28 protein-coding genes and 1 pseudogene are annotated in these 21,299 nt (G+C 60.8%); 15 read left to right on the forward strand and 14 right to left on the reverse strand.

Annotated features, from left to right (window positions below):
- Positions 1 to 210, reverse strand: a complete 210-nt coding sequence (locus PLAV_RS00270; protein WP_041535764.1) for a NepR family anti-sigma factor — start codon at positions 208 to 210, stop codon at positions 1 to 3.
- Positions 211 to 417: 207 nt separating this feature from the next.
- On the opposite strand from PLAV_RS00270, the gene PLAV_RS00275 reads away from it, so the two are divergent.
- Positions 418 to 1,212 (forward strand): response regulator, encoded by a 795-nt coding sequence (locus PLAV_RS00275; RefSeq protein ID WP_011994966.1) that lies wholly within the window; start codon positions 418 to 420, stop codon positions 1,210 to 1,212.
- Positions 1,213 to 1,301: 89 nt separating this feature from the next.
- Here PLAV_RS00275 and PLAV_RS00280 read toward each other — a convergent pair whose 3' ends face one another.
- The 7 genes from PLAV_RS00280 to PLAV_RS00305 all read right to left on the reverse strand — a co-directional run bounded on the left by PLAV_RS00280 (position 1,302) and on the right by PLAV_RS00305 (position 4,071).
- Positions 1,302 to 1,907 (reverse strand): sigma-70 family RNA polymerase sigma factor, encoded by a 606-nt coding sequence (locus PLAV_RS00280; RefSeq protein WP_011994967.1) that lies wholly within the window; start codon positions 1,905 to 1,907, stop codon positions 1,302 to 1,304.
- 5 nt (positions 1,908 to 1,912) lie between these two features.
- Complete coding sequence (locus PLAV_RS00285) at positions 1,913 to 2,134, reverse strand: NepR family anti-sigma factor (RefSeq protein WP_011994968.1); 222 nt, start codon at positions 2,132 to 2,134, stop codon at positions 1,913 to 1,915.
- A gap of 239 nt (positions 2,135 to 2,373) precedes the next feature.
- Positions 2,374 to 2,571, reverse strand: a complete 198-nt coding sequence (locus PLAV_RS00290; RefSeq protein ID WP_011994969.1) for a CsbD family protein — start codon at positions 2,569 to 2,571, stop codon at positions 2,374 to 2,376.
- 168 nt (positions 2,572 to 2,739) lie between these two features.
- Positions 2,740 to 2,916 carry a DUF1328 domain-containing protein gene (locus PLAV_RS19185; RefSeq protein WP_011994970.1) on the reverse strand — a complete coding sequence of 59 codons (177 nt, stop codon included), beginning with the start codon at positions 2,914 to 2,916 and terminating at the stop codon, positions 2,740 to 2,742.
- Between the two features lie 58 nt (positions 2,917 to 2,974).
- Complete coding sequence (locus PLAV_RS19190; protein ID WP_083762432.1) at positions 2,975 to 3,112, reverse strand: entericidin A/B family lipoprotein; 138 nt, start codon at positions 3,110 to 3,112, stop codon at positions 2,975 to 2,977.
- A gap of 98 nt (positions 3,113 to 3,210) precedes the next feature.
- The gene (locus tag PLAV_RS00300) at positions 3,211 to 3,732 is read right to left on the reverse strand and encodes an MgtC/SapB family protein (RefSeq protein WP_011994972.1); all 522 of its coding nucleotides are present in this window, start codon (positions 3,730 to 3,732) and stop codon (positions 3,211 to 3,213) included.
- Between the two features lie 63 nt (positions 3,733 to 3,795).
- Positions 3,796 to 4,071: a hypothetical protein gene (locus tag PLAV_RS00305; protein WP_011994973.1), complete on the reverse strand. Its 276-nt coding sequence runs from the start codon at positions 4,069 to 4,071 to the stop codon at positions 3,796 to 3,798.
- A gap of 240 nt (positions 4,072 to 4,311) precedes the next feature.
- On the opposite strand from PLAV_RS00305, the gene PLAV_RS19195 reads away from it, so the two are divergent.
- The gene (locus PLAV_RS19195; RefSeq protein WP_041535765.1) at positions 4,312 to 4,464 is read left to right on the forward strand and encodes a DUF3309 family protein; all 153 of its coding nucleotides are present in this window, start codon (positions 4,312 to 4,314) and stop codon (positions 4,462 to 4,464) included.
- Positions 4,465 to 4,490: 26 nt separating this feature from the next.
- Here the strand turns inward: PLAV_RS19195 and PLAV_RS00315 are convergent, their stop codons facing one another.
- Positions 4,491 to 5,030 (reverse strand): MOSC domain-containing protein, encoded by a 540-nt coding sequence (locus PLAV_RS00315; protein WP_049767667.1) that lies wholly within the window; start codon positions 5,028 to 5,030, stop codon positions 4,491 to 4,493.
- A 426-nt stretch (positions 5,031 to 5,456) separates the two neighbouring features.
- Between PLAV_RS00315 and PLAV_RS20040 the strand changes: the two are divergent.
- Positions 5,457 to 5,651: pseudogene (locus PLAV_RS20040) on the forward strand (transposase); the annotation flags it as partial.
- Between the two features lie 114 nt (positions 5,652 to 5,765).
- On the forward strand, positions 5,766 to 5,924 hold the full coding sequence (locus tag PLAV_RS19825) for a hypothetical protein (RefSeq protein ID WP_245545189.1): 159 nt from the start codon (positions 5,766 to 5,768) through the stop codon (positions 5,922 to 5,924).
- 15 nt (positions 5,925 to 5,939) lie between these two features.
- Here PLAV_RS19825 and PLAV_RS00325 read toward each other — a convergent pair whose 3' ends face one another.
- The 4 genes from PLAV_RS00325 to PLAV_RS00340 all read right to left on the reverse strand — a co-directional run bounded on the left by PLAV_RS00325 (position 5,940) and on the right by PLAV_RS00340 (position 9,147).
- A complete protein-coding gene (locus PLAV_RS00325) occupies positions 5,940 to 6,392 on the reverse strand; it encodes a DUF5330 domain-containing protein (protein ID WP_011994977.1) in 453 nt (150 codons plus the stop codon).
- A gap of 92 nt (positions 6,393 to 6,484) precedes the next feature.
- On the reverse strand, positions 6,485 to 6,859 hold the full coding sequence (locus tag PLAV_RS00330) for a response regulator (protein WP_011994978.1): 375 nt from the start codon (positions 6,857 to 6,859) through the stop codon (positions 6,485 to 6,487).
- A gap of 122 nt (positions 6,860 to 6,981) precedes the next feature.
- Entirely contained in the window at positions 6,982 to 7,371 is a 390-nt protein-coding gene (locus PLAV_RS00335; protein WP_011994979.1) for a response regulator, read from the reverse strand.
- Between the two features lie 90 nt (positions 7,372 to 7,461).
- Complete coding sequence (locus PLAV_RS00340) at positions 7,462 to 9,147, reverse strand: pilus assembly protein TadG-related protein (RefSeq protein ID WP_041535766.1); 1,686 nt, start codon at positions 9,145 to 9,147, stop codon at positions 7,462 to 7,464.
- A 243-nt stretch (positions 9,148 to 9,390) separates the two neighbouring features.
- On the opposite strand from PLAV_RS00340, the gene PLAV_RS00345 reads away from it, so the two are divergent.
- On the forward strand, positions 9,391 to 10,440 hold the full coding sequence (locus PLAV_RS00345) for a hypothetical protein (protein WP_143710140.1): 1,050 nt from the start codon (positions 9,391 to 9,393) through the stop codon (positions 10,438 to 10,440).
- 99 nt (positions 10,441 to 10,539) lie between these two features.
- Here PLAV_RS00345 and PLAV_RS00350 read toward each other — a convergent pair whose 3' ends face one another.
- The gene (locus tag PLAV_RS00350; protein WP_168713153.1) at positions 10,540 to 12,216 is read right to left on the reverse strand and encodes a ShlB/FhaC/HecB family hemolysin secretion/activation protein; all 1,677 of its coding nucleotides are present in this window, start codon (positions 12,214 to 12,216) and stop codon (positions 10,540 to 10,542) included.
- A 558-nt stretch (positions 12,217 to 12,774) separates the two neighbouring features.
- On the opposite strand from PLAV_RS00350, the gene cpaB reads away from it, so the two are divergent.
- The 10 genes from cpaB to PLAV_RS18595 all read left to right on the forward strand — a co-directional run bounded on the left by cpaB (position 12,775) and on the right by PLAV_RS18595 (position 21,297).
- A complete protein-coding gene (cpaB, locus tag PLAV_RS00355; RefSeq protein ID WP_041535767.1) occupies positions 12,775 to 13,680 on the forward strand; it encodes a Flp pilus assembly protein CpaB in 906 nt (301 codons plus the stop codon).
- 40 nt (positions 13,681 to 13,720) lie between these two features.
- Positions 13,721 to 15,082 carry a type II and III secretion system protein family protein gene (locus tag PLAV_RS00360; protein WP_168713154.1) on the forward strand — a complete coding sequence of 454 codons (1,362 nt, stop codon included), beginning with the start codon at positions 13,721 to 13,723 and terminating at the stop codon, positions 15,080 to 15,082.
- A gap of 6 nt (positions 15,083 to 15,088) precedes the next feature.
- Entirely contained in the window at positions 15,089 to 16,282 is a 1,194-nt protein-coding gene (locus PLAV_RS00365) for a CpaE/TadZ family protein (RefSeq protein WP_011994985.1), read from the forward strand.
- Complete coding sequence (locus PLAV_RS00370; RefSeq protein WP_011994986.1) at positions 16,279 to 17,505, forward strand: TadA family conjugal transfer-associated ATPase; 1,227 nt, start codon at positions 16,279 to 16,281, stop codon at positions 17,503 to 17,505. Before PLAV_RS00365 ends, PLAV_RS00370 begins: the two co-directional genes overlap by 4 nt.
- Positions 17,506 to 17,571: 66 nt before the next feature.
- Positions 17,572 to 18,447 carry a type II secretion system F family protein gene (locus tag PLAV_RS00375; protein ID WP_011994987.1) on the forward strand — a complete coding sequence of 292 codons (876 nt, stop codon included), beginning with the start codon at positions 17,572 to 17,574 and terminating at the stop codon, positions 18,445 to 18,447.
- An 11-nt stretch (positions 18,448 to 18,458) separates the two neighbouring features.
- Positions 18,459 to 19,400 (forward strand): type II secretion system F family protein, encoded by a 942-nt coding sequence (locus PLAV_RS18590; RefSeq protein ID WP_168713155.1) that lies wholly within the window; start codon positions 18,459 to 18,461, stop codon positions 19,398 to 19,400.
- Positions 19,397 to 20,110 carry a tetratricopeptide repeat protein gene (locus tag PLAV_RS00385; protein ID WP_011994989.1) on the forward strand — a complete coding sequence of 238 codons (714 nt, stop codon included), beginning with the start codon at positions 19,397 to 19,399 and terminating at the stop codon, positions 20,108 to 20,110. Before PLAV_RS18590 ends, PLAV_RS00385 begins: the two co-directional genes overlap by 4 nt.
- Positions 20,110 to 20,352, forward strand: a complete 243-nt coding sequence (locus PLAV_RS00390) for a hypothetical protein (protein WP_011994990.1) — start codon at positions 20,110 to 20,112, stop codon at positions 20,350 to 20,352. The genes PLAV_RS00385 and PLAV_RS00390 overlap by 1 nt, the downstream gene beginning before the upstream one ends.
- A gap of 228 nt (positions 20,353 to 20,580) precedes the next feature.
- Positions 20,581 to 20,787 carry a Flp family type IVb pilin gene (locus PLAV_RS00395; RefSeq protein WP_041535770.1) on the forward strand — a complete coding sequence of 69 codons (207 nt, stop codon included), beginning with the start codon at positions 20,581 to 20,583 and terminating at the stop codon, positions 20,785 to 20,787.
- Positions 20,788 to 20,874: 87 nt separating this feature from the next.
- The gene (locus tag PLAV_RS18595; RefSeq protein WP_011994992.1) at positions 20,875 to 21,297 is read left to right on the forward strand and encodes a TadE/TadG family type IV pilus assembly protein; all 423 of its coding nucleotides are present in this window, start codon (positions 20,875 to 20,877) and stop codon (positions 21,295 to 21,297) included.
- Positions 21,298 to 21,299: the final 2 nt, after the last annotated feature.

Raw genomic sequence — 21,299 nt, forward strand, 5'->3', positions numbered from 1 at the left:
TTATTCCGGCTCACTCTCCGGTTCAGACTTCGATAACTGGTCGAGCAATTGCGAAAATTCGTCGGGAATCGGCTCACTCAACACTTTTTGATAGGCACGCCTCAGCCCCGTGCCGAGCGCCTCTCGTCTGGCGCTCTGCTCGACCTTGTCACGCGCTTTCGCAGATTTGCCATCTTCTGGCCCTACCTGCTTGTCTGTCTCATCTTCCACTCTCTCACCGCATAATAGGCGTCGACTTCAAGGCGTTCGCAGCGGCGGCAAACGCCGAAGGCGAGTAAATATTTTCTACAGGTGGTGAAACTCTTTTGTTTTCCGAGAGTTCCCTAAAACGGCCACTTTTTTGCGAATGATAATTCGCAGACTCCCGCATCGCAACTCGGTTATGATCGCCCCCTACACCATGGAGTTCTGAAAGTAATGTCGTTAGCAGACAAAATCGCCCCCCTTCTCCCCCATTTGCGCCGCTACGCCCGTGCGCTAACTGGTAGTCAGAAACGCGGCGATGCATATGTCCGTTCCCTGCTGGAGGGAATAATTGCGGACGATAGTATCATTGACCGGAAAATGGACCCGCGCGTAGGTCTTTACCGCGCTTTTCACGCCATTTGGGCCACTGCCAATCCGGAACTCACACAGTTGGACGAAGCGACCGGGATGGAAAGGATCGCCGCCGGGCGCCTCTCCCAGATGACTCCGATTAATCGGCAGGCCTTGCTGCTGACGGCGATGGAAGGCTTCAGCAACCACGAAACGGGCCAGGTGCTGGATGTCAGCTCGGACGAAGTGGCGACGCTGATCGATGCCGCGTTGAAGGAAATCGACAATCAAGTGGCCACCTCGGTGCTCATCATCGAGGATGAACCCATCATTTCGATGGATCTTGAGCAGATTGTCAGAGACCTCGGGCACGACATCATGGCGACCGTCGTCACGCGCGAAGAGGCCGTGAGCGCGATCAGCAAGAACAAGCCTGGGCTGGTGCTCGCGGATATTCAGCTTGCCGATGGCAGTTCCGGTATCGACGCCGTAAAGGACATTTTTGCGCGCTTCAGGGTGCCGGTGATTTTTATCACCGCATATCCCGAACGGTTGCTGACGGGTGAACGTCCGGAGCCGACATTCCTCATCACGAAGCCTTTCCTTCCGAGCACCGTAAAAGCGGCTATCGGGCAGGCATTGTTCTTCAATGATGAAGAAGCGGAAGCCGCCTGAGGCCCGTCCTCTTGTTGTACGCTGCAAATGATAAAGGCCGCCCACAGGGCGGCCTTTTTTGTTTCAAGAAGAAACGGCTGCGGCGCTTGTTATCGCGTGAGCTTGTCCATCGCGCTCATGATCGCATCCGTCGTCTCGCCTGCCGTAAGCATGCTCTCTGCCCGTGCGGGTAAAACCCCGCCATCGATCATCTCTTCCAGCGCGACGCGTGCCCGCGCAACGCGGCTTTTCACCGTGCCCACTGCGCAGTCGCAGATATCGGCGGCCTCTTCATAGGAGAAGCCGCCGGCGCCTACGAGAATAAGCGCCTCGCGCTGGGCGGCAGGCAAACGCATCAGCGCCCGCTGCAAATCTGAAAGCTGCATCTGGTGGTCCTGATGCGCGGGCGTGGCGAGTTTGCGTTCGGCAACACTGTCGTCCCACTCGCCTGTAAATCGGGACCGGCGCATTTGAGAAAGGAACTGGTTGCGCAGGATCACGAATGCCCAAGCGCGCATATTGGTACCAGCGCGATATCTCTTTCGCGCACCCCACGCCTTCAAGAGCGCATCCTGCGCCAGATCGTCCGCCATATCCGGCTTGCCGCAAAGGTTGCGGGCGAAGGCACGAAGATGCGGGATCAACTGCTCGAGTTCTTTCTTGAACTCAGCGTCGCTCAGCGGCTCTGGCAGCTGCTCTTCTTTTTCGTCCTTCATGGGCCTCAGTTCTTTTCGCCGGATTCGAGTTTAGCCAATAATGCTTTGAATTCGTCAGGGATGGGCTCCTGCTCGACTTCGCGATACATCTCGCGCAGCCGCCGGCCGAGGATGGAACTGCGAACGACGGCATCCCGTTTGGCTAGACCGCCATCACCCGTGTTCTGCTGCTTTAAGCGTTCATTTATCATGTTGAAACTAACGATCTTTGGGCGCGAATACGGCATTCGCTATCCTTTATGGTCCTGTCTTCATATCAACGCCCAAGCTTTTGAAAAGTTCAGATATTTTCAGCAATGTCAACGGCATAGCTGCTCCGCACGCGGCATATCTTCGTCTTGCGCTTGGGCGTTTTCGCTTGATCGAACTAACTCCGTGAACGGACGGGGCTGCATCTGTAGAGGAGACAAATCCGCCGCCTGCTCGGATGAGCGGCGGCGGTTTGGCGGTAAAAACTCAGCCGATTTTAATGGCGCGAAAGCCATTCGTCGATCTCGCGTTCCGCGGCTTCTTTCTGCTTGCCGTAGCGCTCCTGGAGGAGGCCCGCAAGGCGGTCGCGTTTTCCTTCCACCTTCTGCAGATCCGAATCCGTGATGTCGCCCCAGGCTTCCTTGATGCGACCCTTCATCTGCGTCCAGTTGCCTTCAACCTGATCCCAATTCATTTGCCGGTCTCCCTTGGTACGTTTGTGAAGCTGTGCCGGGCGTGAGCCGCAGCTGTTAAGTAAAACCGGCAGGCTGATGGAAAGGTTCCACTCGTTCGGAAAAGACAAGAGACGAGGTGCCCGGCAAGGCCCCTCGTCTCTTGTTTTCGGTGGTTTTGCAGCCTTGATTTACCGGGGCGGACCAGGCCGGCGTACGACCCCGAAGATGAGGCTGACGACAAAAAGAACGAGGAAGATGAAGAACAAGATCTGCGCGATGCTGGCGGAAGCCGAAACGAGGCCGCCAAAGCCGAGAACCGCCGCGATGACCGCGATGATAAAGAAAACTGCTGCCCAATAGAGCATTTGTTCACCTCTGGATTATTGTCGATGGGTACGGTCGCGGCGCGTCCCTAAAAGGACGTTACTTCGCGTCGTTGGCGGTATCTTCGATCGCCGCGCCGCCACGCTGGATGTCCTGACCGGCACCTTCAACGGTGTTGCAGGCAGCAAGGCCAAATCCGGCCACGAGAAGCGCGAGCATGGCGAAAACGTGTTTCATGGCAATCAACCTCATGTATGAAAAGCCGTTACCGGCCCGGGATGGGAAAATAACGAGACGCAGAACAAAAAGTTCCATCGGTGTCCGAAGGCGGGCTTCTACCGGGGAGGGGCGTCATCCCGTTCCGCCTGGTCTTCATTTTCCCGCGCATTCCCCCGGCGATGGCTCAGGCGCGCTTCGAGAGGACGCAAAGCCATGAGAACGATGGCGGCGAGCGCCAGGGCTACCCCGCCAAGCATGTATTTTTCCATGCCGCACGCGACGCCCAGCGCGCCGGCAAGCCACATTCCCGCGCCGGTGGTGAGGCCGCGCACCTGGCCGCGCATATGGATGATGGCGCCTGCCGCGAGGAAGGCGACGCCGGCCGTCACCGCATCGATGATGCGGATCGGGTCGGCGGTGCCATGCGCACCGCGCAGCACGAACTCTTCATGGAGTTCAAGTGTGAGAATGGTGAAGATCGCGGCGGCCATCGCCGTCATCATATGCGTGCGGAGGCCAGCCGGGCGGTCATGCGCCTCGCGGTCGAGGCCGATGACACCGCCCATCGCCGCCGCAGCCCCCAGACGCGCGAGATAGTCGAGCGCGCCGTAGGTCTCAAAAAGATAGCCGATGTCCATCTGATGTTGTCCGGCATGTCAGCCTGCGTCGGAGCTTCGCGGGTGACAGTCGAACTTCGGTGTCTACCGGACGCTCATCGGCCGCGGACGAATATGCATGTCCCGCTCGGCGCGCTGCGCAAGCGCGAGCTGAAGCATGAGCCACGCGACGCCACTCAGCGTGAGCGTTGAAAAGAGTCCCATGATAGCAAGCGGAAACGCCCACCGCATCATGTCGAACGATTCTGTCAGAGGCCGTGCGACCAGGATGCCAGCGATGAAGAGAAGACCTCCGCCAACCCAGAACGAACGCAGCCGGCGTTCCCATTTGCGCTGCGTCGCCTCGGAAATGAAGCTCATGTCTCTGTCTCCCGTGCGGATGCGGTGAAAAAGTGAAAGACCTGTGGCGAAAACGCGGCGAGCGCGATTCGGTTGCAGCACTTCTGGGAAAAAATAATGAGCAGGGGCAGGGGGGTATAAATTTAATGATGCCCATTCAACTCGCGCACCGAAGCAAAAGAAATGTGCAAGAGAATGATGGAACCTGAAGCCCCCGCCGGCGTTTCCATATTATCGCAAACCGGATCGGGATCGCTGTCCATGAGTACAATCCTGCTTGTCATCCTTATTCTGCTGATTATCGGCGCGGTTCCGTCATGGCCCTACAGCCGTGGCTGGGGCTACGGACCGAGCGGCTTGCTCGGCGTATTGCTCATTGTGCTGATCGTGCTGCTTCTGACGGGCAGGGTCTGACCGGAGAGATGCCTGCCAGCGGCGAGCTACACGGTAGCTAGAGGTATGTGCGGCGCGACAGGCAGCTCCATCTCGATCGCGTCGCCCGGTTTCACGGGGCCGCCCGCAACCACGATTCCCATGACGCCCGCCTTGCGGATGAGGGCGCCATCGGCACCCCGGCCGAGAACGGCCGCCAATAGCCCCGGTTGAAACCGGTCCAGTTGGACGCAGGGGTTTCGCAGGCCGGTAATTTCAATGACTGCCTTTCCGAACGACAGCCGCGTTCCCGTGGGAAAAGCAAGAATATCGATGCCCCGCGTCGTAATATTCTCGCCCATGGAGCCAGGCGGCACCTCGAAGCCGCGCTTGGCGAGTTCGTCGTGAAGTTCGGCATGGATGAGATGCACTTGCCTGAGATTGGGCTGTGAGGGATCGCGCGCGACACGGGAAAGATGCTGGACGTTTTTGCCGCAATGGGCATCGCCCTCGACACCGAGCCCCGCAAGCAGATGAATGACGCGAAGTTGCGCCTTGCTGAAAGCATGCCGGTCGCTCAGCGATACCGCCACAACTGTCCCGGTCATGTCCGCTCCGCTTGTTTTGCCGCGCTCAACCGATAGCGGGTGCGGGGAGGCCGGGCAAGCCGCCATCGGCACTCCTAGAGTGCGCGGTTACATAAATCGACCTAATTCTCCATGACTTGGCCCGGGGCGTTGCGACAATTGATGAGAGTTGAACGGAGTAAATCTGGTTTGCCGGGGCTGACCTTGGCGGAGAGGTGAAGAGTTCAGGAGACCTGCAAATCTGAAGGCCAGCAGAGAGCCCCCCAACTCGCACGGGGCCGCAGGACTTGCCGGAACCGAACGCTCACCCCGCCGCATCTTCGCCGGCATCCCTCCCCGGGGTTCGCGTTGTGGAACGCAAACCCGTAATGCGGCCTCGGGACTCCTCGTCCAGGCTCAAAGAAATGGCTAGTGAGTGAACGAATGACCCATGAGCCCCAATATGCGATGCGAAGCTATCAACCCCGGGCCGTGGAAACGGGCAGCTCCACACGGTCGATTGCGGAAACGCTTGAATCCGAGGAGCTCTGCCGGGGTCTTCTCGAAAAGGCCCGTTGGCCTTCCGGCCCCGTTTGCATGAACTGCGGTGCAGAAGGCGCGGCAAGCCGTCTGACGACGAGGCCTGGTCTGTGGACATGCAAGGCGTGCCGTCGCTGTCAATACAGCGTCACATCCGGTACGCAGCTGCACCGCTCGCGACTTCCCGTGTCCGCATGGGTAAAGCTTTTTTACGCCATCGAGATACGTGGGCAGCGCTTGACCGCGTCCCAGGTCAGCCGGCGCTTCGATGTCGCATACCTGACGGCAAAGAGCATGCTTCGCCGCGTCGAGGCGCTGAAGCGCGAGATGCCCGAAATGGCAATGCGCCTGGAAACACAGCTGCGAAGACTGGCGGCTGGCTCCAGCCAGAACTGACGAAGCGAGCGGTCCTCAGAAAGCGCCGGACCGCGCGGGCGGTTCGGCGGGAAGAAGAGGGTAGGACCCGCGATAACCGTCAAGAGGACGATATTCAGTATCGGGATCACTTCGCGCCTGAACTTCTTCTTCTCCATCCATCCGGCTGACAAAACTCCCGGCGACATCCCTCACGCTGGTCGCGACGCGAACGAGAAGTTCGCGACCTGACTGGCACGCCAGCGGCTGCCGGTCGCAAAAGCCGGCAGCATCGCTCGCCGTGTGTGACACAACGATCTGGGCATTGGTGAAAGCTGAAAGATGGCTGGCGATCTCCTGCTGCTCCACGGGGGCAACAGGTTCTTCGGAATAGCTGGCCGGGATGAAGCGCACATCGCCATCTGGCGCCGATTCCGCCGGTTCTGCAAGTTTGATGGCGTGCCCGATCAGGACCAGTACCACCAGAGATTTGATCGCAAACCTGACCATCCTGTCCGTCCTTCAATGACAGAAGTTAGTCAGAACCTACCACTTTTCAACAGGTTAAGAGCGTCGAACTTGGTGTTCAAAGCTTAACGGGCTCAGGCCGCGGTGGCTTCCCCCAGCGCGGAGCGCAGGAAATCGCTGATTTTTGCGAGTTGCACCGGTTTACGGAAAACCGCGACCGCGCCGCAATCGGCCAGGCTGGCGTAGTGATAGGTCTCGCTTTCGGCGGTCATCAGCATGGTGATGACCTTATGATTGAGATTTCGCGCGGCTTCGGCGACCCGAACGCCGTCCCAGCCGGGCATGTTAACATCCAGCATGAGGATGCGCGGGCGCTCCCGCGTGATCTGCTCGATGGCATCGTGACCATCGACTGCCGTGATGACGTCGACATTGATGGATTGCAGAAACTCCACCATCTCCTGCAACTGCACCGGATCGTCGTCGGCGACAAGCACACAAGCACGCATTGGAAACTCCAGGAGGACAACGATTGCGGACGGCCCTTATCAAAGAGCCACCGGCTTAACCCCCGGTAAATTCAGGCGTCCCGCTATGGCGCGCTTGTGTAGAGTTTTGTGAGAGAGGCTTCTCAGGAAGCCGGCCGAACGGCTCCCGCCCTGTCCAGAAGCTCGTCCAGCTCCTTCAGACCGAAGGGCTTTGGCAAGGTGCCGAGCAGACCTATGTCATGCGCCTCGCAGAAGGCCGTCGTGGCGCCGAGCAGATTGTCCCGCGCGCCGGACATCATGATGACCGAAATATCGCTCTTCCGGGTGTTCCGCGCGAGCGCCTGCAATGCTTCGAAGCCGTTGAATTCCGGCATATGCACATCGAGCAGGATCAGGTCGGGCTCGAACGCCGCCACCAGCGCGGAGAAATTCGCTTGCCCGTTCCGCGTTGTCGTTTTGTGGCCCCGCCGCGTGAGAGCGTCCGCGCATTCCTGCGCGAGGTCCTCGTCATCGTCATAGATGAGCACGCGCATCGAAGTCTCCATCCGTCGCCTTGTTGTGCCGCCGAAACTTCTAGGCCCTCGGGCTGTGTTTGTGTGAGCCGAATTGAAGAGAAGTGTCGCCTAGAGCACCAGCGTCGGCGAATTGCAGCGAACGCCGTGAACAGTCATGTCCATGACGCCGAGTTTTATGCCGAGTGTGGTCAGCAGGGAGCTGATGATCGGGTCGAGGACCGCCAGTCCATTGCCAACTGCAGACAGAATAGTTGTCAGCAGTCCCGCAAGCCCCGGCACCGGAATTCCACCCAGCAAAACAACTTGCCCGATCTGAAGGGCACCGGCGAGACCGGAGAATACTGCCGTATCGGCGGATACGGTTCGCACAGACTGGTTTTCGACATCTATCTGCGTGAAGTTCACTACCTGGGTGCTGCTGCCGACCGGATAAGACCCGCTGGCTGTGAGATCGATGACGTTAACATTCCCGAGGAGAGGCACGTTAAGGCGAATGGTCGCGATTGTGGGCGTCGAGTTTGCCATTGTGCCGTAGCGAGCCGCGAGAGTACCGGTCATGCCTTCCAGCGCCGTCATTGTTCCAGCCTCCGTACACGGAATGTTGGACACGGTAGCTGTCCCCTCAGCCATGCTGATGTGGATCGGAACCCTGACGCGGGCGTCCGCCAGCAGCGTAATGCCGGTGTCGATATACGCATCCAGCTGAATAGTCACCTGCGACGTCCGCACGAAATCCCCAACCGTTCCTACGGCCATCCGCGCCATCGGCTCACCAACCGTAACGGAACCGGAGACGGAGGCGAGGGGCGGCACGCCGCCGGCGACATTGAAGTTCACGGCATTCCCCTGGCCGAGGACCATGGCCGTGCCGGAGACAAGATCCAGCAGATTGAAGCTCTGCCCCTCGCTGGCGCCTGAGGCAACGGATCCAATGGTCCGGTTAAGGAAAGGCGTGGCGTTCAGGATGTCGTTCAATGGCACGGAAATATTTCCGGCGGGATTGAGGGCTGCCTCGAGGGCGCCCCGTGCAACCGCCGGATTTCCGTCGAAAGTTTCGCTGTTGAGCACATCGACGGCGGCGCGCACCAGATCGGCAACCGTTGCGTTGCCACTCAGCAAATCGCCATAGGTGTCGGACCCGGCCTCCAGGCCAACCTGCGTAGCAAGTGCGTCCAGAAACATCAACGCGTCGATATTTGCATTCGCGAGCCCGTTATAGTCGACGAGGGAGAGGTTCAGCGTCGTTCCCAGAAGGCCTCCGAGCAGTTGATTGGCCAAGCCGCTGTTCAGCTCGGCAACGCGCGTACCCGCCGAAAAGGAAACGGTCTTGGTGTAGGCGGCAGTGGAAACCGCGTTGATCCGCGTCAGGTTTTCGAACCCGAACAGGCTCGCAAAATATGTCGGCGCCTCGGCATATTTGATGACACGCACGGCGTTGATCTGTGAAGCCTCGGTGGCGCCGTCCGCTTCGACAAATCTGTCGCGGGGAGCGAGCGAGGGATCGGCGCTGTAGATGCCGGTGACGACTTGTGGCGCGTCGCCGGGGGAATAGCCATTGAGATCGAGAATGGAGCGGGCGGCGTTCTCCGCATTGCCGATCTGCCGCACGGCGCCGAGAGCCGCCGCGTCCGTTGCCGCCTGAAGATCGCGCCGCGCATAGAGCATCGAGCCGGTGTCGATCACGACCATGGCGACCGCGAGAACGAGGAACAACGCGCCGACCGCCATCACCGAAATGACGCCCCGCTCGTCGCGCCTGTAGCGGCCGAGAAGCCCTGTCAGTGAAAGCGGCATCTTTCTCCTCCGCATCCGGTCTCCCGCTGCCCTCCATCAGAGCGTCTGAACATTACTCGAGGATAAACGAAAATCCTCCGCATGCGCACCAAGACTAGGCCGGCCATACCGGGCCGGTTAAGCAAGTGCACACAAAAAGACATAACCACACACCCTTTCATAGCGTGCCGTTTTAGAAAAAGAGCAGGGAGAGAGCGCCGCGGCGGCCTTTATGGGCCGCGAGCTGGAAAGGGAGGAGGAAGCGTGTCGGGAAAATCATTGATGGCCTCCGTCGTCTGTCTGGGGCTCGCCGCGTGCGGAACGGACAAAATCGCCATGTCGTCGGAAGTGGGCGGTGGGGGCAGCAGCCGGATCGTCGCCGCCCGCGCGGATAATTCCGGTGGTGGCGGCGCCGGGGCGGGAGGAAGCGGCGGCCTGGGCGTCACCGGCGGCGGCGGTGCGCTCGACAACATCGTCGGCACGGATCCCGTCGGCGGCTATGTCGACGAGCTGCTCGGGCCGGGCAATCCCGTCACTGCCATTCTCGGTTCCTCCGGCGGTTCAGGTCTCGTTCCCTCCGCTGCCGCCATGCTTGCGGGCGATCCCGATGCGGAGGTAACAGGATTGGGCATTGCGGGCGAGGGCGGCCTTCTGGCCGATCTTGCAGGCACGGATATGCTTGGTGGAATGCTCGACACCGGGGGGCTCGTCGGCGCCAGCATTGCCGGCGGCAATGACGGTCTTCTCGGGGCATTGCTGAACAGCCAGGCGGCAAACCCGCCGCTCGCGCCCATTGCTGGCCCGGTTGCATCGGCACTGCCCGTTTCGGTCCTGGCGGACGCCCTTGCCGGGCTGCCCGCGCTGGGAGTGACGGGCAGCGGCGGGCTGGTCGCGGATCTGACGGGCACCGATGTGGCGGGCAATCTGCTGGGTCAGAGCACGCCGGCTGGTGGCGGCAATGGCGGTCTTCTTGGAAATCTCGTGCCTGCGAGCCAGCCGCCGCTGGGTCAGGTCGGCCAGGCGGGAACGGGTCTTCTCAACATAGTGGGCGGCAATGAGCCAAGCCCGGTTTCGGGCATTCTCGCGCCAGCCATGCCCGTGCTCGACAACATCCTTGGCACCGGAGCCGGCACCATCGGTGGTGCGATTGCGCCCGTCACAGGCGCGCTGAGCGGCCTGCCGGTGGGCGGAACACCGTCGTCTGGCGGCTCTTCTCCGGCTCCCGCTCCTGCTCCTGCTTCCGGCCCCCTCGCGCCGGTCACAGGTATTGTCGGCGGCCTGCCCATCGTGGGCGGTCTTCTGCGCGGACAATAGGTTTTGAACCCCCCGGGGCCCTTGATCGGGGCCCTCACGCGAAAAGGCCCGGCGGAAACGCCGGGCCTTTTTTGTATATGGGGGCCTCCCTCGCGGGCTTCAGAACCGGACTTCGAACGAGACGAAAAGCCGGGGGTCCTTGTTGTCTTGCGAGATCGGGGTGCGGTTTATCGGCTTGTCGAGCTCAAGACCGACCGACAGCCAGCGGCGGTTGGAAAGCGTGACGCCGATGCCGGTGGAGAGCAGTCGCGCATCGCCTTGCCGGTCCACATCCGTGTTCCACACCTGCGAATGATCGAGGAACGTGTAGGGCGTTACCGACCAGCCGCCGAACAGGTCGACATCGAAGCGGTAGCTCGCCTGAACCGAAGCGCCGAGGCCGCTATCGCCGGAAATCTCGGAGTTGTTGTAGCCGCGCGCAAACCGCGCGCCGCCGAAGCTGATCTCCTCGGAGCTGAACAGAGAGTCCGGGCTGTACTGGCCTTCGACGCGGAAGCTCAGTAAAAGCCGCTCGGTTGCGGCGTAAGCGAGGCTCGCGCCGCTCTGCAGCTTCGTGAAATTGGCTGTGGCGCCGAGCCGCGAGTGCAGCGTGTTCTCCGGCCCCGCATCCCATATCGAAAATCCCTGCGTCACGCGCATATGCGAACTGAGCGAGGTGCGCTCGTCGAGCTTCGCGACATAGCTGCCCCCGATATGCGCGGCCCGGATCGCATCCTTGCTGAAGGTGAAGCCGTTGAGTTCGTTCTCCGCGTCCGTGATGTAGGCCCCGAAAAAGGCAGTGAGGGTCTGAGCGGTCGCGCGGATGATCGGATAGCTCATCAGGAAATCGACCTGTGTGCTGGTGCTGATGAGTTCGATGCCGGGCGGCATGTCGGCCGCTTCCGATTTGGCGTAGGCCGCGCCGACGGAAGCCCGCAGGCCATCGGTTCCGATAAAGGTCGAGAAAGCGCCGCGGAAATACTGCTGCGATTCAAGCTCCGGCGTGGCGAGACCCGTGATGGAAACCTCGTCGCCAAAGCCGAAGATGTTGTTCAGTGCGCCGGTCAGATAGGCCTGAAACGGTGCGTCGTCCAGATTGGCCCTGTTGTCGACCGCCGACGAGACGGTGAACTTCTTGCTTTCGACCTTGAGGGCGAGAGTGGCGGCACCCGAATAGACATCCATCGACTGCAGCTGGCCACCAAGCGTCACGCCCGGAATATCGCTGATCAGCAACAGATAGCGCTCAAGAGACGCTGTGCGAAGAGGTTGCTCCGCGACGATCCGCCGGCTGAACCCCTCGACCATTTTCCGTACGGCGGGGTCCGCCGCGTCGATCTGAATCTCGCCGATATAGCCTTCCACGACGCGGACGATCAGCACGCCGCCCTGGAGAACCTGCACGGGAACAAAGGCCCGGCCAAGCGCATAGCCTGCCTCGGTATAAAGCGCGTTGGTTCTGTCGAGGGCGCTGCGAAGGTCGGCCGCGGTAATCTGGCGGTTGAGCAAGGGGTCGAACTGCGCGGAAAGAACCTTTTCATCGATCACTGTTGCGCCCACCACCCGAACGCTCGATACGCGGAAGTTGAGCACCTTCTCCGATCCGTCCGGCAGTCCCAGATCCTCGCGCAATTCCGGCACTTCTCGCCTTTGCAGTTCCGGCGAGGGGGGCGGCGGCGAAAGAACCGTACCGGGCGAAGGCGCCGAAAGGGGGGGAACGCCCTGCGCAAGTGCCGGATGGGCAACCATGGCAAGGACCGAAGCCGTGACAAGAAAATTGATTTTTTTCCGGAACATCATCCCCTCTGCCTCGTTGTGAGGTCGCTGACCTCGAATTCCACAGGTCAGATCGTACAGGGGAGGGGGGGACAATAAAGACGAGTACTGTCTTTAATTTGAGTAACACGGAACTATCCGTGTACGGTTTGTCGACCTCTGTGGCGGCAGGTGAGCTCCTGTCGAACGGAATTTTCCACCATTTGGCGCGATACATCCGGCGGTCTGCCGTCTTGAATGGCAGCGCAAGGGGTGCGTTGAGCACAATATCGCCATAATGGCCGTCAAGCTGTGTGACTGAACTTGTGTGATTTCGTGCTGCTTCGATCAGAGGAAAGAGACGGGAATATTGGTCAGCAACATTTCCATATTGCTGTCATGGTCAATGCGAAGAAACCCTCCGTGTTTACAAGTGGTCAGTGTGATTGCGTCAAAGGATTTAAAATGAATCTATAGTGTTAGGACTTTATTCGCCGGTGCGATTCGTACACTGGTGAACGGGAGCGGCAGTAATGCCGGTGAAGGTGGGAGATGCGGGCAGCTTGGGGCGCTGCCGGTCGGTGTGAGGGAGAAGGCAAGATGAATCTCGTGCAGCGAATGCAGCGCAGTCCGTTGCTTCTCCTCGGGCTTGGCATTGCCCTCATCATCGCGGCGCTTGCTCTCATCTGGTCCAACATTTCCAGCAGGGACGCGACGTCCGCGCGCGCGCCGGCAGGGGTTGACGACGGCAGGGGCCTCGCCGCGGAAAACGCCGTAACGGTCCTTGTCGCGGCGCGCGATGTCGTCCGGGGGCAAAGAATATCCGAAGCCGATTTGGGTCTCCGCAGAATGGAGGGTCCGGCGCCCTCCGGCAGCTTTGCCGACGCGCAATCGGCAATCGGCCGCGTGGCGACCGACGATATCCGTTCTTCGCAGATTATTTTTCAGCAGGCGCTGAGTTCGGAGCCGGCGGCAGCGGGCATCGCCGCTCTGGTGCCGGAGGGGCAGCGTGCCTTTGCGATTCGCATTGCGGAAGAAGACATAGTCGGCGGCTTTCTCCAGGCGGGAGACAGGGTGGATGTCTTTGCCACTTTCCCGGGCGCCGTCTACGGGCAGCAAGGGGGCCTCGGTCAGCGCGAAGGCGATCAAAGCAAAAGCGCGCTTCTGCTGCAGGATATGCAGGTGCTGGCCGTCGGGCCGGCGCTCTCGCATCAGGCCGGGCAGGTGAATGCCGGTGCGCGAACGGTCACCGTCGCCGCGCCGCCGAATGCGCTGGCGCGTTTGGCGCTTGCCGGCCGGCTCGGCCACATCACGCTTGCCATCCGCAATCCGGGCGACCGCGAAGTCGCTCCCGGCGAGCTTGTTGCGCTTGATGATCTGCGTCCGGCGGGGGCGGCCGTTGCGCCGGTAGAGGCAAAATCCGAAGGCGAATCCGGCCGTCCCGGGGGACACCGGATTACAATTTACTCCGGCGCCAATCAAAGCGTCGTCGAAACGCCGCGCTGAGGGGGCCTTCGAATAGATGATGAGGGAAAGGGGTGGCAGTGTGAGGCAGGTGTTCCATCGATTGAGGACGGTGCGCTGGCCGATGCTCGCCGTTCTTCTGACCGCTCTTCTCCTGCCGCAAGGTCCGGTCCTTGCCGCCGAAACGCTCAGCATTTCGATTGGCGGACAGCGTATCCTGAAGCTTGGCCAGACCGTGGACCGGATTGCGATCGCAAATCCCTCGATCGTCGACGTCAAGGTCATTTCCTCGCGTGAGCTGCGCATTCTCGGCCAGAGCGAGGGCACGACCGATCTCGACATCTGGTTTGCCGGCGGTGCGTCCAAATCCTATTACGTGGTGGTGGGTGCCGACATTACCGGCCTCCAATCGGAGTTGGCGCGCGATCCGGCGCTTGCGGATGTGAAGGCGACGGAAACGGGCAAGGGCGTGGTCCTGAAAGGTCAGGTCTACAGCCTCGAAGCGCAGCAGCGCGCCCGCGAGATCGCGCGCTCTTATCTAGGCAAGGACGCTGGAGACATGCTGACCGTCGCCGACCGGCGGATGGTGGCGGTCGAAGTGCGGTTTGCCGCCGTCTCCACCAGCACCCTGAAAGCACTGGGATTGAACTTCCAGAGTCTGGACAACAGTTTTCAGTTTGCCGCCATCGGGCCGAACGCCTCTTCGAGCTTCGGCTACACGCCGGGGGCAGGTCTCGATCCGGATACGAGCCTGCCGCTCAGCCAGGCTTTCAATCTCTTTCTGGCATGGCCGGGAAGCAATCTTCTCGGCGTCATCAGCGCATTGAGCAGCGCCAATCTCGCTCAGCTTTTGGCGGAGCCCACATTGCTTGTGAGAAGCGGCGAGGACGCGGATTTTCTGGCCGGTGGCGAGATACCGATTCCCGTTCCTCAATCCGGCGTCGGCAATGGCACCGTGACGATTGAATACAAGAAATTCGGTGTGCAGCTGGGCGTTGCCGCCACCGTTCTCGACAATGATCGGATCGTTCTCAAGGTCAGCCCGGAAGTGAGCGAACTCGATTACACCAACGCGCTTGTCGTTCAGGGCTTTCGCATTCCAGCCCTCCGGACGCGCTCGACGCGGACCACGATCGAGCTGGGCGATGGCCAGAGCTTCGTGCTGGCAGGGTTGATGTACAGCACCTCGGGAAATATCGAGGATCGTATTCCCGGCATCGGTGAATTGCCTGTCATCGGCACATTTTTCAAGCGCACACAGAATGCGCGCGAACGGCAGGAGTTGATCATCGTCGCAACACCTCGGCTCGTTTCGCCGATGGAGGCGGGAGAGGTGCCCCCTCTGCCCGGTGAAGGCCATGTCTACGATTCGGACCTCGGGCAAAACCTTCTCAACGTGAACACGCTCGACAAGCACATCGTCAAACACGGTCTGATGAGGTAGCGCCCGATGCACCGTGTTCTCCTCATATGTGGCGACAAGCCGTTGGCAGCGCAGGTCAAGCAGGCGCTTGATTCGACGTCGACCGTCATGTCGGCCGATCCTGCAATCGACAATGTGCAAGATGTGGCCGGACAGTTCCGGCCCGAGATGGTTCTGGTGGATAGCGATATCCGCCTGGGCGCGCGGACCGCGTTCGAGCGGCTTTCCATCGTGCGTGAATGGTTCCCCGACCTGCCGATGGTCGTCATCGGAAACGAGTCGGGTGCTCATCTGATTCTGACCGCCATGCGTGCAGGCGCACAGGATTTTCTCGACCGCGATGCGGCGGATGAAGATGTCCGCAACGTGGTGGCACGCCATATCGCCAGCGGGCGCCCGCGCGGCGGATCCTCGCATATCGTCAGCGTTCTGAGTGCCGGCTCCTGCGAAGAGGATGGCGACTTTGCCGTCAATCTCGGTGTATCCGTGGCCGCCGCGCGTCCGCGAGAGGGGATACTTCTCGTCGATCTCGCTTTGCCGGCCAGCAATACCGCCATATCGCTCGGCCTTGAGCTTTCCTTTCGGGTGAAGGAAGCGGTAAAGGAAATGTCCCGGCTTGACCGTGCGCTTCTCGATTCCGCGCTAGCGCGCTGTCCGCGGTCGGGCCTCTATGTATTGCCTCTCGCGGTTCACGGGGATGCGGAAGACTGGCTGGTGAGCGTGCAGGACCTCCGGGCGCTGCTCGAAATATGCCAGGCTCTTTATGACGTGGTGATCGTCTCCTACGGTCCCTTCTCGCGGCAGGAAGAACTTGTCGGCCTTCCCGGCGATGGCGCGCTTTTCTTCCTTCCCTGCAATCAGCGCTTCACCTCGATAAAGGGTGCCGCCGAAATGCTCCGCTTCGTGCGGCAGCTTCGGTCCGACAATGGCGAGCCGGTTCTCGTCGTTCATGAGTTCGCACCCGGCATGGCGCCGGACGCCACGGGCATCAAAAGCGCCGTCGGCGCCAGACAGGCAATTGAACTTCCCGTGCGCTGGCATCAGCTCGCGGAAAGCGTAAACCGGGGAGAACCGCTCGGGCTCGACAGCTCCACGCCTTACGCACAAAGTCTGTCCCGCCATCTCGCGAACCTCTCCCTTCTGCCGCAACAGGCAGTGGATGACGAGCGCAGACAGCCGATCAAGGCCTGGGCCCGGAAACTTCTCGGAGTGCTGCCATGAAGTCCATGCAGCCATATACGCTCGGCACGGATAGTCCTCCCAGCGACATCGGCATTTCCGACCGCTACCAGGAGATCAAGTTTCGCGTTTTCGATCTGACGCTGGAATATCTGGATCAGCAGGGCGTCGAAGGAGAGGCGATCTCCTTGACCGCGCTGCAGGATGAAATAGCCCGTGCCATCGCAGTCGTTCTCATGTCGCGAGGCATCGCGCTGAACATGCGCGAGCGCGCGCAGCTCATCGAGGACGTGCAAAACGAAATCGTCGGCTTCGGGCCGCTGGAGCCTCTGCTTCGCGATCCGACGATAGACGACATCATCGTCAACGGACCCGCCCGCATCTATGTCGAACGGCATGGTGAGCTTGAACTGGTGCAAACCCGGTTTCGGGACACCACTCACCTGATGAATGTGATCCAGCGGATCGTCAGTCCGATCGGGCGCCGCGTGGACGAAGGCACGCCTTATGTGGATGGGAGATTGCCCGACGGCTCCCGTGTCAACGTGATCATTCCGCCTGTCGCGCTGGACGGTCCGATTCTCTCGGTCCGCAAGTTCAAGCATATTCCGCTGACGGGTGACGATCTCGTGCGCAGCAATATGATGACGCCCGAGATGTTGAAATTTCTCTCCGGTGCGGTGCGGGGAAAGCGCAACATTCTGATCTGCGGCGGTACGGGCTCCGGCAAGACCACGCTGTTGAATGTCCTCAGTTCCTATATCGGCATAAAGGAACGGCTCGTCACGATCGAGGATGCGGCCGAGTTGCAGCTCCAGCAGTCTCATGTTGTCCGTCTGGAAACGAGGCCCTCCTCCCCCGATGGCGCGAACGAGGTCACGGCGCGCGATTTGCTGCGCAACGTCCTGCGCATGCGCCCGGACCGGATCATTCTCGGCGAAGTCAGGTCGAGTGAGGCAATCGAAATGCTGCAGGCGATGGGCACCGGGCATGACGGCTCCATGGCCACGCTCCACGCAAACGGCCCGCGCGATGCGCTTGAGCGTCTCGAAATGCTGATCGGCCTGCACGGGTTCTCGGCCGATCTTCAGGCTGTCAGGCGCTTCATCGCGGGCGCCATTCACATCGTGGTGCAGACCGCGCGGCAGTCCGACGGCAAGCGGCGAATAGTTTCAATATGCGAAGTGACGGGCATGGAAGGTCCGACCTATTCCATGCGCCAGATATTCTCGGATGAGGAAGTCGAGACGAAGCGGGTTGTCTAGAAAGGTTCGGCATAGTTGATTCAGATCTCTACCATTCTTCTTGCCTTGCTCTGCCTCGGAGGCGGATTGGCCGCCTTGTTTATGTTGCGCCGCGCGCGCCGCGACATGGAGGTGAACCTTCGTCTCGGCGATGTCGTCGGCCGGCCGCACGGCGCCGAAGCGCCGGCGCTTCTCTTCGGCGGCTGGCCGGACCCGACGCGCCTCCTGCCGACCGTCGCCAGCAACCGTCTCTATCAAGCCGGCATCGAATTGCCTGCCGACCGGCTCACGGCGATACTGATATTCGTTCTATGCGTCTGGTCCTCGCTCGTCATCCTCTCCGGCTTGATCGTCGCGACTGTCGTGGTTCTCAGTTCTCTTCTCGTCGTCGCCGCCATTATCGACTACCGGGCAAGGAAGCGCATGAACGCGCTTTCCGACGCGATGCTCGGCTATTTCGATCGTGTCCGTCAGTTGCTTGTTGTCGGAAACAGCCTCTCTGTTGCGCTGGCCCGCGCCACGCAGTCCTCGCCCCCCATCGTCATCGAGTTCTTCTCGCCCACGATCCGGCGGATCGCAAATGGTGCCGGCGTGGCCGAGAGCGTCAACCAGCTCGCCGACGAAACGGATCTCTATGAACTCCGCCTCTTCGGAACGGCGATAGAAACAAATCTCCGGTTCGGCGGATCGCTTACCTCGATCCTGTCAAATCTGATCGACAATATTCGCCGCCGTGCGGCTGTCATGCGCGAGGTGCGGGGCAGCACGTCGCAGATTCGCGCCAGCGCCTGGGTTCTTGGCCTGCTGCCGATGATAGTCGCTTCGGTCGTCATGGTGCAAAGCACGGACTACATGCGCTGGTTCATCGAGGAGCCGGCGGGCAGGAAGCTTCTGATCTATTGTGCATTGTCGCAGATATTCGGCGCATTCATGATGCGCAATGTCGTTCGCGCGAATTATTAGGAGGGATGGCGGTGCTTGACGGCCTGACATGGATGATCGCGGGACTTGCCCTGGCGGCAGGCGCGCTCGTCTTTGTCTCGTCACTTACGCTTCTCGTCCGCCATCGCGAGGTTTCGGCCCGGCTGTCGCTTCTCTTCACGCCCGAACGTGAATACGGCACGCTGACGGAGACGGCACTTGTCCTGCTGGAACGTCTCGGCCGCCGCATAGAAGGAACGCGCGTCAATCGGGAGCTTCGGCAGCTTGCTCTCCGCGCCGGCTTCTTCCAGCCGTCCTCCGTTTATGTCTTCGTCGCCTTGAGATATGGCGTCGCCTTGGCGATCGGCCTTGTCATCGTCCTCGCCCGTTCGGATGGCGGTGTACCCGCCGTCGCCGACATTCTCTACGGCGTTTTCTTCGGATATCTTTTCTACCGCTATGTCCTCATCGCGCTCGGCGTCTATGCGGATCGCCGCGCCAACACCATTCGCCGCGAGCTGCCGCCTGTTCTCGACATCATGTTGATGGCGCTCGACGCGGGAGTGAGCGTCGACCAGTGCATGCGCTACGTGGCAGGTGTCGTCCGCCGCACCGCGCCCGTCACCGGCAAGGTATTGCGCCGCCACATAGCCGACATCGACGCAGGCATGCCCTATGACGCCGCATTGGATCGCCTGGGCCAGCGGCTGGGTCTCGACGAAGGGCAGGATCTTGCGGCGACCATCAAGCAGGCCTTGTTTCAGGGCGGCGAGCTCAGCACTACCTTGCGCCGCTTCTCCGTGGATCTGTCCGACAAGCGCATGGGCATGGCGCGCGAACAGGTTGGCCGCAAGGCGCCGCAGCTCACCCTGGTGATGATATTGTTTTTCATGCCGGTGCTGTTGATCGTGCTGGCAGGCCCCGCAGTGGTCACGCTGCAGGGCGCGCTGGAGGTTGCGGGCGAACAGATAGGCAAGCGGGGCAACGCGCCATGAAACGGATTTCGGCACTCTCTCTTTGTCTGGCCCTCGGCGCATGCGCCGAATATGGCTTCGATCCAATGACCGCCGTGTCGCCAAAGGCAAGCGAAGTCCAGTCGCTCGACAGTACGTCGACCTCGCAGCTTTATCTGAGCGTGGTGAACGGCCTGCTCAGCCAGGGCCGCTACCGCGCCGCGCTGGCCTATCTCGATCAATATGCGGTGAAGGAAAAGAAGACGCCCTATTTTCAGCAGCTCTACGGAGAGGCCCTGCTCGGCACCGAACAGTATGAGCAGGCGGGCGCCGCCTTCGCCACACTCCGCACCACCCCCCTTGCGCCGGACGGCTTCAATGGATTGGGCCGTGTGAAGGCCGCTCAGGGCGATTGGCCGGGCGCCGCCGAAGAATTCGCCCGGGCCGTCGCGGCTCGCCCGTCAAGTGCGGAATTCTTGAACAATCTAGGCTATGCGCAGCTCAGCATCGGCGGCAGCGAGCTTCAGGCGGCTGAATTCAATCTGCGTCAGGCGCAGGAGCTCGACCCGGCCTCCGGTTCGATCCGCAACAATTTGCTCATCGCGCTGATGATGGCGGGAAAGGACGCGGAGGCGCGCCGCCTGCTCGCAGGCATTCCCGCATCGCGCGAGCGTGCCGAGGTTCGTGATTTTGCCGCGTCCTGGGTCAGGAACCATCAGCCTGCGGGCGGCGAGGCCAGGGAGGATATGTAATGACCATGGATCAAGTGCGGCCGGTCTTCATTGTCGCCGCGTTTTTCTTGCTGGCGGCCTGCGAGACGCAGAGCCCGCCGCCCGCCCCGGCCGCTTCCGGCGCTGACACCGTCCTCGATGCGCAATATGCCGCGAAGGGGAAGGCAAAGCCCATGAGCGGGACGGAAGGAAGCCGCATCTATGATGAGTATCTGGAGAACATCGGAAAGCCTCTGGCGCGGGAACCAAATGCCTCTCCGTGAGTTATGGGAACGACTGATGAGTTATGTATAAAATAATCATTTTCTATTGAATGAAAACAAACCTGATTATTGAATAGAATAAGTGGTTATTAGGACATTTGATAACGAGTTCAGGGGCATAGTTTATTGGGGTGACTTGGTAATTTGGGAATTTCGGCGGGGAGTGGGAGTGCCGGAATAGTGCAAAGTCGAGGATGGGTGCCGGAAACGGCAATAAAGGAGGGTTCTATGTCTGAAAGCAGCAAGGTTTTTCTTCGTCGCTTCATGAAAGATGAAAGCGGCATCTCCGCGGTCGAATACGGGCTGCTCGCGGCCGGCATTGCGGTTGGCTTGTGGGCATTTGTAGGCCCCGACGGTATCGGCGGCACCCTGCAGGGTGTCTTCGAGAGCGTGAGTGACGATCTGTCCGAGGCCGCGCCGGCGAGTGGCGGCTGATCCGCCGCCTGCTCGCAGATGTTCGCCTGTTTGCGTGACATGAGTTTCGGTCTGCGCGGCGCTCCCTCTCACGGGGGAGCGCCCGCATTGTCGCGCTTTGGTCGCGATGAGCGCGGCTCCGTGGCGATAGAATTCGCCTTCATCGCCGCCGTCTTCCTCGCCATTCTCTTTGGCACCATTTCCTACGGCTTCCAGTTCGCCACGCGCATCGCCTTGTCCTATGCCGTGACGGAAGGCGGCCGCGCCGCTGTCGCCGGCCTCAGCGATCAGGAGCGCACACAACGCGCGGCGGACGCGATCTATGCCGTGGTCGATGCCTATGCGCCGCTTATCGACCGTGGTGGAATATCGCTGCTCGATCCTCAATGGAGGGAGACGGAAGTCGGTCGCACGGGCGATATCGCCATCGAATATACCGATGCGCGGTTCACCTTCCTTCCTTTCGTTCCCGCGATCCCGGGAACCATGCGGGTGCAGACAACATTCGTCGTCGCCGACCCGTCGGGCTGAGG

The organism is Parvibaculum lavamentivorans DS-1, from assembly GCF_000017565.1.
Lineage (GTDB): Bacteria > Pseudomonadota > Alphaproteobacteria > Parvibaculales > Parvibaculaceae > Parvibaculum > Parvibaculum lavamentivorans.

Bases quoted from the DNA above. Each gene is read 5' to 3' on its own strand.
- PLAV_RS19190 (WP_083762432.1), bottom strand. From the start codon at position 3,112: ATGAAACACGTTTTCGCCATGCTCGCGCTTCTCGTGGCCGGATTTGGC.
- PLAV_RS00395 (WP_041535770.1), top strand. From the start codon at position 20,581: ATGTCTGAAAGCAGCAAGGTTTTTCTTCGTCGCTTCATGAAAGATGAA.
- PLAV_RS00335 (WP_011994979.1), bottom strand. From the start codon at position 7,371: ATGCGCGTGCTCATCTATGACGATGACGAGGACCTCGCGCAGGAATGC.
- PLAV_RS00385 (WP_011994989.1), top strand. From the start codon at position 19,397: ATGAAACGGATTTCGGCACTCTCTCTTTGTCTGGCCCTCGGCGCATGC.
- PLAV_RS00390 (WP_011994990.1), top strand. From the start codon at position 20,110: ATGACCATGGATCAAGTGCGGCCGGTCTTCATTGTCGCCGCGTTTTTC.
- PLAV_RS19195 (WP_041535765.1), top strand. From the start codon at position 4,312: ATGAGTACAATCCTGCTTGTCATCCTTATTCTGCTGATTATCGGCGCG.
- PLAV_RS00275 (WP_011994966.1), top strand. From the start codon at position 418: ATGTCGTTAGCAGACAAAATCGCCCCCCTTCTCCCCCATTTGCGCCGC.
- PLAV_RS00315 (WP_049767667.1), bottom strand. From the start codon at position 5,030: ATGACCGGGACAGTTGTGGCGGTATCGCTGAGCGACCGGCATGCTTTC.
- PLAV_RS00340 (WP_041535766.1), bottom strand. From the start codon at position 9,147: ATGCCGCTTTCACTGACAGGGCTTCTCGGCCGCTACAGGCGCGACGAG.
- PLAV_RS00300 (WP_011994972.1), bottom strand. From the start codon at position 3,732: ATGGACATCGGCTATCTTTTTGAGACCTACGGCGCGCTCGACTATCTC.
- PLAV_RS00350 (WP_168713153.1), bottom strand. From the start codon at position 12,216: ATGTTCCGGAAAAAAATCAATTTTCTTGTCACGGCTTCGGTCCTTGCC.
- PLAV_RS00305 (WP_011994973.1), bottom strand. From the start codon at position 4,071: ATGAGCTTCATTTCCGAGGCGACGCAGCGCAAATGGGAACGCCGGCTG.
- cpaB (WP_041535767.1), top strand. From the start codon at position 12,775: ATGAATCTCGTGCAGCGAATGCAGCGCAGTCCGTTGCTTCTCCTCGGG.
- PLAV_RS00370 (WP_011994986.1), top strand. From the start codon at position 16,279: ATGAAGTCCATGCAGCCATATACGCTCGGCACGGATAGTCCTCCCAGC.
- PLAV_RS00365 (WP_011994985.1), top strand. From the start codon at position 15,089: ATGCACCGTGTTCTCCTCATATGTGGCGACAAGCCGTTGGCAGCGCAG.
- PLAV_RS00285 (WP_011994968.1), bottom strand. From the start codon at position 2,134: ATGCCGTATTCGCGCCCAAAGATCGTTAGTTTCAACATGATAAATGAA.
- PLAV_RS19185 (WP_011994970.1), bottom strand. From the start codon at position 2,916: ATGCTCTATTGGGCAGCAGTTTTCTTTATCATCGCGGTCATCGCGGCG.
- PLAV_RS00280 (WP_011994967.1), bottom strand. From the start codon at position 1,907: ATGAAGGACGAAAAAGAAGAGCAGCTGCCAGAGCCGCTGAGCGACGCT.
- PLAV_RS00290 (WP_011994969.1), bottom strand. From the start codon at position 2,571: ATGAATTGGGATCAGGTTGAAGGCAACTGGACGCAGATGAAGGGTCGC.
- PLAV_RS00325 (WP_011994977.1), bottom strand. From the start codon at position 6,392: ATGGTCAGGTTTGCGATCAAATCTCTGGTGGTACTGGTCCTGATCGGG.
- PLAV_RS00330 (WP_011994978.1), bottom strand. From the start codon at position 6,859: ATGCGTGCTTGTGTGCTTGTCGCCGACGACGATCCGGTGCAGTTGCAG.